Annotated in this window: 8 protein-coding genes and 1 pseudogene; 8 read left to right on the top strand and 1 reads right to left on the bottom strand. The window is 50.9% G+C overall.

Annotated elements, in window-relative coordinates; all coding sequences use genetic code 11:
* The first annotated feature begins 384 nt into the window (after nucleotides 1-384).
* The 4 genes from zorA to HP566_RS15115 are packed head-to-tail and all read left to right on the top strand — an operon-like array spanning nucleotide 385 to nucleotide 7,929.
* Entirely contained in the window at nucleotides 385-2,520 is a 2,136-nt protein-coding gene (gene zorA, locus HP566_RS15130) for an anti-phage ZorAB system protein ZorA (protein ID WP_249978110.1), read from the top strand.
* Nucleotides 2,520-3,284 carry an OmpA/MotB family protein gene (locus HP566_RS15125; RefSeq protein WP_249978109.1) on the top strand — a complete coding sequence of 255 codons (765 nt, stop codon included), beginning with the start codon at nucleotides 2,520-2,522 and terminating at the stop codon, nucleotides 3,282-3,284. Before zorA ends, HP566_RS15125 begins: the two co-directional genes overlap by 1 nt.
* A complete protein-coding gene (locus HP566_RS15120) occupies nucleotides 3,281-4,870 on the top strand; it encodes an EH signature domain-containing protein (RefSeq protein ID WP_249978108.1) in 1,590 nt (529 codons plus the stop codon). Before HP566_RS15125 ends, HP566_RS15120 begins: the two co-directional genes overlap by 4 nt.
* Nucleotides 4,871-4,896: 26 nt before the next feature.
* Nucleotides 4,897-7,929 (top strand): DEAD/DEAH box helicase, encoded by a 3,033-nt coding sequence (locus tag HP566_RS15115; protein ID WP_249978107.1) that lies wholly within the window; start codon nucleotides 4,897-4,899, stop codon nucleotides 7,927-7,929.
* Between the two features lie 541 nt (nucleotides 7,930-8,470).
* On the opposite strand, the pseudogene HP566_RS15110 reads toward HP566_RS15115, so the two are convergent.
* Nucleotides 8,471-8,852 (bottom strand): annotated as a pseudogene (locus tag HP566_RS15110) (transposase); the annotation flags it as partial.
* A gap of 378 nt (nucleotides 8,853-9,230) precedes the next feature.
* Between HP566_RS15110 and HP566_RS21770 the strand changes: the two are divergent.
* From HP566_RS21770 to HP566_RS15095, 4 genes are all read left to right on the top strand, one after another.
* The gene (locus HP566_RS21770) at nucleotides 9,231-9,407 is read left to right on the top strand and encodes a hypothetical protein (protein WP_340163082.1); all 177 of its coding nucleotides are present in this window, start codon (nucleotides 9,231-9,233) and stop codon (nucleotides 9,405-9,407) included.
* 124 nt (nucleotides 9,408-9,531) lie between these two features.
* A complete protein-coding gene (locus tag HP566_RS15105; protein WP_249978106.1) occupies nucleotides 9,532-10,224 on the top strand; it encodes a DUF4113 domain-containing protein in 693 nt (230 codons plus the stop codon).
* 318 nt (nucleotides 10,225-10,542) lie between these two features.
* Nucleotides 10,543-11,277 (top strand): vWA domain-containing protein, encoded by a 735-nt coding sequence (locus HP566_RS15100; RefSeq protein ID WP_249978105.1) that lies wholly within the window; start codon nucleotides 10,543-10,545, stop codon nucleotides 11,275-11,277.
* Nucleotides 11,277-11,546: a WXG100 family type VII secretion target gene (locus HP566_RS15095; protein ID WP_249978104.1), complete on the top strand. Its 270-nt coding sequence runs from the start codon at nucleotides 11,277-11,279 to the stop codon at nucleotides 11,544-11,546. Before HP566_RS15100 ends, HP566_RS15095 begins: the two co-directional genes overlap by 1 nt.
* The last annotated feature ends 15 nt before the right edge of the window (nucleotides 11,547-11,561 follow it).

Genomic DNA, 11,561 nt, shown 5'->3' with positions numbered 1-11,561 from the left:
TAGCTGGGCGCTCAAGTGGCTAAATGCCGATATTAAGATGACTCAGCCAGATGACTGGCTGAGTAAGTAAATTAGGACGAGAGGCGGTGGAGACGACTCGAAATCGGGTTTTTCTACAGCCTCGTTACTTTAAGAGCCTAACGGGTGTCTAGAATATCCGGGGCGATTCAACGGGCGTCAATGCCGATAATGTACGGTACTAAAAGATTACTTAGATAATACTTTGCCAGGTGGCTCGGTAGAGTACACAGTGGATGACAAAGTGCATTCTTCCGCCCGTGCAGGGAAGAGGATTACCGCGTGGCGTGGAGGATCTTCCGCCGTCAGAACTAATTACCTGGAGCTCGTGAAGCGCCAGCATAAAAAAAGTGAATAGGGTTAAATATGTTCGACTTGATCAGTCATTTATGGCCACAGTTCGCGTTGGTACTCACGCCAGGTCTGGAAATGGAGGAAATTGCAGTCTGGATCTGGTTGCTCATGATGGTAATCATGGCCATATCAGTGATGTCTGTAATTCGGCATCGGTTGCATTTCTCTCGGCGCTTGAAAAGGGTTCAGCAGCTTATCCAAGGGGAGGATCGCAACAGCCTGGCTCAGAATCGGTTTGTCACGTTGGAAAAGGCGCTTGAACAGGATCCGGTTGTTACTGGCCCTTTGTGGAGGGAATTTGATGAAAGCCTAGTTTATTCAGCAGACAAGTCCCGACTGTCCAATACGTTGGAAGCCGAGCATTTCTTCAATAACTACACCCTGGCCTATGGTCTGACTTCAAGTCGTTTGCTTGCGGCAGCACCTGCCTTTCTAACTGCTATCGGGGTGCTGGGTACCTTTCTTGGGCTGACACTCGGACTCAAGGGCTTGCAGATTAATGCCGGAGATGTCGAGACTCTGAAAGATGGCATTTCAGTGATGATCAACGGTGCGGCTGTTGCCTTCATGACCTCGATTTGGGGTGTGGCCCTCAGCTTATTGCTTAACCTGTTTGAGAAGCTGGTAGAACGGGGGGCACTGGCAAAAATCCGTGACCTGCAGCAACGTATCGACTTTCTGTACCCACGATTACCAGCGGAGCATTCGCTGGTTCAGATTGCAGCTGCCACCGATGAAAGCAAGGAGGCGCTGCAGGAGCTGCATGAACGTATCGGCGATCGTTTACAGGAAACTGTATCTGGCATGAGTGACTCAATGCAGCAGGCCTTTACTGATGCGATCAATACCGTGATGGCACCCGCCATTCAGTCCTTGGTGAATAATACTAACCAACAGTCAACGGATGTACTGGAGAAGCTGGTATCTGGTTTTATGGATGGTATGAAAACGGCAGGTTCAGATCAGAGTCATTTGATGAAGAATGCCGCTGAAGAAGTGCAACAGGCTGTGTCCGGTATGGCCGGCCGAATGGAGGCGCAATTCAAGCAATTGGACGAGCAGCAGAGCAGGACAAGAGAACAGACTGAGGGCACCTCCAGAGAATTTGCACAACTGCTCGAACAGCAGGGCGCAGATGCCGCGCAGCGTCAGCAGCAGATGGAGCAACGCTTCAATCAGCTCATGGAGCAGATGGAACAGAAAGTAAGCGCGCAGTTCGACAAGGCGGCGGAGGATGAGCGCAAACGGGCAGCCACCCAGGAGCATTTGCATACACAGATGGTGGCTGGATTCCAGAGTCAGCTGGAGCAATTCAATAGCGCTTCGAGCGGCCAGATCCAGGCCATTAACGAAGCCTCGGCGAAACAGCAGAGCGAAATGGGTCAGACCTTTGAATCGGCACTGGGCGGTCTGCAAACGCTTATAAGCAGCCAGGCTGCAGCAGCCAGTGAACGTGAGAGTGTTATCGAGTCCCGCTTCAATAGCCAGCTTGAGCGGCTTGCGGCAGAACAGCAGCAATTATTGTCTGCCGTGACGCAGGGGGCCCAGCATACTCAACAGCAGATGCTTGAATTGACCAAACAGCACCAGCAGTTGATGACTAAAATGGGCGAAGTCAGTCGTTCGGTTGAGGTTAGCAGTCAGCATATGAACAACAGCTCCACTCAATTGGGTCTGCTATCAGCTAACCTAAAGCAGGCAGCGGACGTACTAGATTCGCGCTTGCAGGCTGTAACAGAAACACTGGCGGGGGCCTCTGATCAGAACCGCGAGCTGGCCGAACAGGTGAGCTTGCAGGCGGATACGCTCAGACAATTGCAGGCAGAACTGACCACGACGACCCAGCATTTCGAGAAGGCTGCGGTGGCTGCAGAGCAAGGCTTTGAAGTGTTTGCCAACCATCAACAGCAGTTCCTGCAGGGCATCAATACTGAGTTTCAAGGGCTTGGCCAGGCGCTCAAGGAGCAGGTCGGCGGGATCGAGCAACAGGCTGATGAATGGCTACGCAGCTACTCCACTGAGGTGCGTACTCAGGTTGGCGAGAGGATGGAGCACTGGAACAAGAACACGCTGGAGTTTGCTGATCAGATGCGGCGCACGGTGAGTGCGATCAGTGGGATAGTGGATGATCTGGAGCAGAAGGTCTGATGCGCTTTTTAAAAAAGGGTCCCGCTAATGTGGATGAGGAAAATCCCTATTGGATGTCCTTTTCCGATGTAATGTCTGCGCTTTTGATCATATTCATCCTAGCGTCTGTTGTGCTGATCATCCAACTGATGGAAATTCAAGAAGAATTGAGAAAGCAGCAACAGGAGTTCAATCAGGAAATACAGGAGTTACGGCAAGCAGAGCAGGTGCGTAGAACTATCCTGCATGAGGCAGCTGATTTGTTGCAACAACGGGGCATACGCGTCACGGTAAGTGAAAATGACACCGTTCTGAGTATTCCTAACGATATTCTGGGGTTTGGTACCGGTGCGCATGAGATTGGGACAGCCTATCAGGGCACAGCTGTAGAGATTGGCAGGGTGCTTAGTGATGTCATAAATAAGGATAATCGAGTCGATTACCTGGATACGATTTTTGTTGAGGGCCACACAGATAACCGCCCACTGAACGGCTTTATGGGCAAGGGAAACTGGGGGCTGTCGGCTTTTCGAGCCATCTCGCTCTGGCAGCTATGGGTTGAGCTGCTGCCCGAGCAATTCTCTTTGGATGACATAGAGAATAAAGACAATCAGCCGCTGTTCTCAGTCAGTGGCTATGGGCCAACCCGACCGGCTACCAGACGACAGGATACAGAAGAAGAGCTTAGCCAGAATCGACGAATCGATATCCGCTTTACCATCAGGCGGCCGAGCAGTGCAGAGTACCGTAGGGTCAGTGAGAATCTTGAGGAAGCTATACGATGAATCTTCCGCCACCTGAACTGCTGGTAATAGATTGGCCTGAGGGTACTCTGGAAAGCTGGCCGATACTGACAGAACGCCTGAAAAGGGTGGCCGGAGCTGCTGGCAAAAACGATTTGTTTTACGAAACATCCGAGGATTTGAAGCGGCTGTCGAGGGGCATGGATGGTCTGGCACTCGCTAACTTGATGCGCAAACGCATTACGGCGAGGGCCATTACTCAGCTTTGGCTGGAAGATGCCGAGTTTCGCCGCAGAATGCTGAGCCCGAAAATCCTTGATATCTTGGTGAAGCAACAGCTTGGGCAGTTAGGCGTAGTTCCGTTGCAGAACCTGATTGCTTTGCACTTCCGCATGTTCGATGAGCTAGATCAGCATGGGGAAAACCTCAGAGAAGAACTGCAAGACCTCTTAGAGCAACAGCTGTCTACACGCTTTGCACATAATTCCAGATGCTCTGGTCACCAACGGGACTTATTGTCCATTCTGTATACCGAAGCGAAATGGCTTCTTTCAATTAATGGGCCGAAACACTTGGTGGATTACGTCTATGAGGAAGGTTTGGAGCTTGACCGGGCCTTCCTGTACTTCGAGCTACGGGGGCTCGATGATGGCCGGTATGCGAGTATCTGTCGGGCGCATTATTATTTGAATACCTTGAGGGAGTTGCCGGTTGGTCAATATCACGAGGTACTGGCTGAGCTGCTCAAGCCAGCGGTCAGCCAAGCCCCCTTTAAGGACGGCAAGCGTATCGGCCATGTTGCTCTGGAAATTCTTATTGATCGGGCAGGTGATGCACCGGGTGATGAATGGCAGAATTTCATTATGGATCTGGCTGGTGATCCACGTATCGCAAGTACTGCACAGAGCTATCGTGAATGGTGGCAGCCGCTGGGCGAAGATCGAATTGAAAAGGTGAGACGTTGGCTTTACAAGGAGGATTTGCGTTTATTTCTTAGCGCGTTGGAGCAATTTGGCAAGGAAAGCGATGATGCTGCCATGCAGCGCATGTTTCCGGCTCGTAAACGGTTTATCGAGGGACTCGACAGACTCAAGTTGGTACGCAAAACACGCCTGATGCTTGGAGCCAAAGCTGCGTTCGCGGTGAAGAATATTCTTGGTGATGAATTAAAAACAAACTTCGTAAGACTCTCCAATGCCATGTCTGACAAAGCGGTTATCTATATTGATTGCGGTGATTTTTGTCTGATTGAAGGCTCCCATAACTTCAAACTGTGGGTATACCTGCGGCCACCGTGGGAGAGATTGTATAGTTACAATACTAAACAACTATCTCATTCCGAACTGACGATACGTGCCCCAAGTGGATATAAGGGACTTTACGGTGTAGATGCGCCATACGAAGCCATCACTCATAGTCCTTCTAAGTGGCACAACCGGTTTTTCAGCTTTTTGGCCGACCATGGGGTGTCTATTGATATCGAACAGTTGATGTTCCCTGATGACTACAGAAACTATTTAAGGCGGTTTGGTATTCCCTATATAAATCCGCTGAAAACGCGGCTTGAACCGTTGTCAGCTTTCAGCCCAAGAAACGATCACGCAGGCGGCGGTCGTAACCAAGGTTAAATTAAGGCGAGGAGTGGCCTGAACATATGAAGAACCACCTCAGGGATCTGTTCAATTCGTTAATGTTCGGTCGGCAAGACAGTGACATTGAGAGTACGTCGCTGCAGGTACAAGCAGACTCAAGTGGTCTAATATTTTTTGAATCTCTCCAGACCATTACTGAACTCAAGGTAGGCATAGGCTCGCCTATTGCCCAGTTGCAAATGGTTGTGCTGCAAATGTTGCTTGAGCAAGGCGATGCGGAGCCCTTGCCTAACGGCTATCGAGTGAGCTCGCGTGTTGCTGCCGCGCTTGATGATGAACAAGCAGATTTACTTCACTTACCTAGTCGCGTGACCCATGATTTTGTCGCCCATGTGAAAGGGCATACCCGCAACTCTGGTTTCAGAGCGCAGATTTTTGCCTCCATTGATGGCCAGGAGCACCCAGTCCTCATCAAGGGGCCTTATGTCTATATTGGCCAAAGTCAGCCGTACCGTTTGACTCCAGCTGAATTGTCCGCATTTTCGGCGCTTGAAGTACATGGCAACCTGCCTTCTGATGAGACCGGCGAAGCGGCAAACTTACGTTTGATGGCGCAACTGCAAGCAGCACGGCGCAGTGGTATGGATCTTCAGCTTGGCGCATTTAGTAATCTCAACGTGGTTGTGCCTGAAGGTATTGGTGTTTTGGCAACGCGGTTGCCCGATGGCAGCCTTGAGCTTTGTCCTTCTCTGGGTGATGGTTCGACCCCGGATCAACTCGATAAGCGCTGGAGCCAGTTGGACCTAACCCGTGATGGTGGCGTGCTGCGGATAGAGGAAAGGTTGGTTCTATTAGAACCTGAAAAGATCGCTGCGGTACGTGAGGTGCTGGGTAGCCGGCGTATACCGGCTGGAAAGGTGGAAGAGTTTATCAAGACACCTTCTGCCTTCATTGATGCGTCTCTGGTCAACCTGGATCTGGGGTTTTCGGTTCGCGTGCTGGGCATTGGCAAAATGCAGCATATGGACTTCGGCCCGCTGGATGATAAAAAATGGGATTGGTTTGCGACCTCAACGCGCCCTCAGCCTCCTGAAGCGTTGCATAAATATATTACTTGTACTGAAGATCTTGCTGCCTTTCAGGAACGTTTGCACGCAGCCCAGCAACAAGGTGCCCAGAGTGTTGAGTTTGAAGGGGAGCAGTTTGATATCAGTGAGCCTGCCAATGTCATCAGTGTCCTTGGCAACATAGAAGCAAGCTTTGAGCATAAACCTGTAAGTCAGGAACAGGGAAGTGACGACCAGCCCGAAACCGAGCGGGTCACGCTCCTGTTAAGAGATGCGGACGAACTCAACCGTGAACTGTTGACCAAGGCGCAGCAGCAGGGCAGAACGCCGATAGTCGATGCTTCTAAGCTGCTTCGCTCGCCCTACCCGCATCAGGCCGAAGGGATCAGTTGGATGATTGATCTGTTGCTTAAAGCTTTGGCTGACGATCATAAAAATATGTATCGATTGCAAGGAGCTTTGCTGGCCGACGATATGGGCCTGGGCAAAACCTTCATGACGCTCGTGATGGCCGCAGAGTATTTGTCTATGCAGGCGGCGGCGGGCAGAACACAGAAGCCTATACTGGTTGTAGCGCCGCTCAGTTTGCTAGAAAACTGGGAAGACGAGATAGGCAAAACCTTCAAGACCTCTCCGTTCCGGGATGTAAAGGTATTGCAAGCCGGCAGGGATCTGTCGGAGTTCCGAATCAAAGATGCCCCACGAGAGTCTCTTCAATTGGCTGATTTGCTGGATGAAAGCGATGCGATGAGCGAAGCGGATATCCGTTACTCGCTACAAATTGGATGGGACGCCGGTACCCAGCGTCTCGATATGGGTGGCCGGGTAGTGTTGACTACTTACCAGACCTTGCGCGATTACCAGTTTTCACTCTGTGTCATTGATTGGGGTGTGGTGATTTTTGACGAGGCGCAGAATATCAAGAACCCGAATACGCTGCAGACCCGCGCGGCAAAGGGGCTGAAGGCGGATTTCAAGCTACTGGCAACCGGTACTCCGGTTGAAAACAGTCTGGGTGATTTCTGGTGTCTGATGGATACGGCTCAGCCGGGTCTGCTCGGCAACTGGGCAGAGTTCCGGAGTAAGTGGATCACTCCGATTACTCAGGCTACGGAAGAAACCCGGGATCAGAAGCGCATCGAGATCGGCTCTTCCCTGCGCGAAGCGGTTGGCCCTTTCATGCTGCGGCGAATTAAAGAGCAGCAGCTAAAAGGCTTGCCGAACAAATATATTCGCTCAGGGCTGCTCCAGAGCGAAGCTGGGAATCTTCATAGGGTACCCGAACTGGCAGTAGCGATGAAAGGTGGTCAGTTACAGGCTTATGACGGTGTGCTGGATAGTTACCGGCGACAGCGTGCAGAGGAAGATATGCGTGGGCAGGCACTTTCAGCATTGCAGCAGTTGCGCTCTATCTCGTTGCATCCACGAATGGGTGATACGGGCTTGCTCCGAGTTACCGGAGCAGAAGCTGCGCGCAATGTGATTGCAGAGTCGGCAAAATTGTCGGTGGTGCTGGAGCAGCTTGACTGCATCAAGGCTAAAGGGGAGAAGGTGATTCTTTTCATGGTCACCAAACAGCTACAGATAGCGCTCAAGATGTGGCTGAGTCAGATCTATGGCCTGGACATTCACATCATCAACGGCGATACCGCAGCTGTTCAGAAAAAGCGGGACGTGCTGACTCGCAAGAAGATGATTGAGCAATTCGAAGCAGCTACCGGTTTCAATATTATTATCATGTCACCGATTGCTGCAGGTGTGGGCTTGACGGTGGTAGGCGCCAACCACGTTATCCATGTAGAACGTCACTGGAACCCGGCGAAAGAAGCTCAGGCAACTGATCGAGTGTACCGGATCGGGCAGACAAAGGACGTATATGTTCATTTGCCCGCTGCGCTACATCCACAGTTCGATTCCTTCGATGTACACCTTGATCGGCTGTTGAGCGGAAAGCTGATGATCAAGGATGCGGTGGTGACGCCGGAGCCAGTAGACGAAAAAAGTATGGTTACATCCATGGGGCTTTGAATCGTGGGAGCTGGGATGGTTAGTCAAGAGTAGTAACTGACTACTAAGGAGGCTTAAGCGATATTCGCCCCCGAATTTGCGTCGCTTGCGATAACACCGCCGCATGTAAAAGTGGCGTTAACCAACGCGTTGATCGGTGCTCCCCCAGCAACCTTCGGGCTACCACGTTTTTGGTGTCTCACCGCGAACCAATGATCCCCAGTGCGCTGGGGGGAAGCGCTTTCGATGGACTCGGTCTATGCCAGAGCGCTCAGGCCCCACAGAAATGCTACCCATGAACTCCAGGTTCGCTACGCTGATCTCGACGATGATCTTGATGACGTAAAGCATCGCAGATTCTAAGAAGGATATAAAAGTGAAGTGGATCTTCATGCCATCTGCGGCAGCGCTAGTTTTAGCGCGAGGAATAATATTACCTGGGCGATGTCCAATTTCTATGACTTTTTGAGGTGTATGTATTTCGCGCATTGGTATTGATTTTGGCACATCTAATTGCCTTGCTAGTCGGTGTAATGCAGCCCAGATTGCACTTTTCAAACTTGCGGGTGGCGGGCATGTCATGCCGAAAGCTTGATATGGCACTCACACGTATGACACGTAGTGCTCGGTACTCACTTGGGCCACGTGACACCATAAAGCGAACCACGTCTCGGCGTGCGGGGGCACTCACCACTTTTTTCTCAGGGCCTCGCGAGAGACCTCCATCTCTAGTAGCGACTCCGCGAGCAGCTTTTTCAAGCGTCCGTTTCGACTTCTTTGAGTCGCTTGGCATCGGATACACTCATGCCGCTAAACTTGCTGCGCCATTGATAGTAACTGGCTTCAGAGAATCCGTGCCGACGGTATAGCTCCTTAATGTCCAGTCCCGCTTCGGCTTCGCCCAGGAAGCCAATGATCTTTTCTTCACACAAACGCTTCTTCATGTCCAATCTCCTTACCCATAGGATCGAACTCTAAAGTGCATCGGTACTCAATCAGAGGGTGACGTCGACACTGCGGTGATTGCGCTCGTTGACTGTATAATTTTTATGTCAACTGAGAGGGAGTATTTACCCTAGCACTGGAAGGGCAGTCGGTAGGCATTCTGTCAAATAATGATGGTTGAGTCGTCGCCCGGAGTAATGAGTTAAAAGCCCTGGGTGTTGAAATGGGGGCTGTCATGCATTTGTTCCCCCCCCCCCGTCGTGTCGGCAAGCCGTACTGCTTTTCAGCAACTATGCACTTGGCGATATGAGCAAACGCGTTACCCAGGTTCTTAGCGAGTTTTCTCTGGACATTGAAATTTACTCGACGAAAGGTTTATGGGTTTTCAGGGGTTTGATCCCGACAATTTGGTTGAGTGTGGTCAACGCATGCGTACCACGGTGCGCCAATGGACGGGCATTCCCGTCTCAATCGGGTTCGCACCAACCCGAGTCTTAGTAAAAATGTTTAATCACGCTGCGAAAAAAGTCCCAGCCACAAAAGCCCTTCTGTAACGTTTGCCGGTCACTGAGCTCGGGTGTCGCTCGCCGCACGGGCGAGCGCTTAAACATACTAGGCATTAAGACCGCTTGGGAGCTACGAGAAGCCCACCCAAAACATATTTGCAAGGGATTCTCAATGGTACAAGAGCGTATTGTATGGAAGTTACGTGGCCTAGCCGCGATAGAGCTTGATGATATGCGCTTGCCTAAAAAGCAAATCATGGTTTCCCGCAGTTTTGGACGGCTAACCTACAGTCCCGATGATCTTCGTGAAGCTATTCGAACACATGCTTCTCGTGCGGGGGAGAAGTTACGTAAGAAGGGCAGCATCACTAGTGCCGTGATGGTATTCATACGCACTAATCATTTCCGTACCGATTTGCCCCAATATAATCATCGCACAGTAGTAACGCTTGAGCGATTTACCGATGACTGTCGTGAGCTCGTCGCTGCGACCATTCAGGGGCTAATAAAGCTATATCGTAAAGGGTTTGGTTATCACAAGGTAGGGGTAATGCTGCTGGATCTTTCACCCAAAATGAATCGTCAGCTTACGCTCACCGAAACGCCGCAAACCGAGGCTGAAGCCAAGCGTAGTGAACAGCTGATGGCGACAGTCGATAAGCTGAATCGTGAACTAGGGCGGGGCACCGTGCAGCTAGGTTTACCTCGGACAGGCAGTGCTTGGTCACTACGTTCAGAGCATCGCGCCCCGCACTACACCACAAGCTGGAAAGAGCTGCTTATCATCAAGCTCTTTCAGCGAGAGCGTTTTTCTATAAACGGGTATAAGCGATATGGGCTGGCATTGACAAAGAAACTTTGGTAATGGCTAACACTAAGGCCTTAGTAAAGTATTTGTAATGCTATCTATTTCTTCGTTTAGCATAGTGCTAACCTCATTAATATTAATACTTCTTCACCATTTAGCATGACAGACATAATGCGACACAGAATGTCGGAACTCTCGCTTACCCTTCTGACATTCTTGACTAGCCTTTGGTTGAAACAAGGGAACAGGCATGTCAGCTCTTTTCGCCCCGGGGGCTCGTGTGGTTATTCGTGATTGCGAATGGAACCTACGTAGCACAGACCTCATCACGCGCGTCTAGGAACTCATATCTTTAACTTTCAAGGTGACCTGTCTATGAGCAACACACCGTTTGACCCGTCGAAATTCACAGCGCCAAAAGCCAAACCGCTCCCAGTAATTCTGCTGCTTGATGTCAGCGGCAGCATGGGCGGAGAAAAAATTAAGAATTTGAATGATGCTGCTCGCGATATGTTGAGCACATTCAGCGATACCGAGAATGGCGAAACCGAGATCCATGTCGCGATAATCACTTTCGGTTCTCAAGTAATCCTGCATCAGCCGCTTGCCAGCGCCAGCGCCATTCAATGGCAGGATCTTTCTGCCGGAGGTATGACTCCGCTTGGCACGGCTTTGCAAATGGCCAAAGCGATGATTGAAGACAAAGATGTCGTTCCTTCGCGTGCTTATCGTCCAACTGTCGTATTGGTATCTGATGGGGGCCCAAATGATGAGTGGAAAAAGCCTCTGTATGCGTTCATCAGTGACGGCCGCTCTGCAAAATGCGATCGCATGGCAATGGCTATTGGTGCAGATGCCGATGAGACCGTACTTGGAACATTTATCAAAGGCACTTCTCATCCGCTTTTTTATGCAGAGAACGCAAAGCAGCTTCGCGATTTCTTCAAATTTGTGACCATGACGGTGACCGCGCGGACAATGTCGGTGACGCCAAATATCGTGCCTGAAGCGAGCACCATGGCGATCCAGCCCGCCACGATCGAAGCCCGCCAGGATAAACATCAATCTGTGACACAGGGTTCTTCGGCAGAAGATGGAGGGTATTGGTAATGGCACAAGCAATCGGCGACCCAGAAGAGCTAGAGCGCTTCGCGTATTCGTTGCAACAGTTTATTGATTCGCTCAACGATGCTGTAGGTAACCTTAACGGAGCCTTCGCTTCGCTCGGAGATACGTGGCAAGACGAAAAGCGGGCGCAATTTGAAGAGGAATACAACGCGCTCGTCCAGCAGTTGCAGCAGTTCAACGGCAGCGCATCTGAGCAGGTTCCGTATCTGGCAGCGCTCGCGTCGCGGCTACGAGATTACTTACAAAGCTAAGGGCGCAGAGATCGC

It is taken from the genome of Vreelandella olivaria (assembly GCF_023507745.1).
Taxonomy (GTDB): Bacteria; Pseudomonadota; Gammaproteobacteria; order Pseudomonadales; family Halomonadaceae; genus Vreelandella; species Vreelandella olivaria_A.
This window is presented reverse-complemented; position numbering and strand designations above follow the sequence as displayed.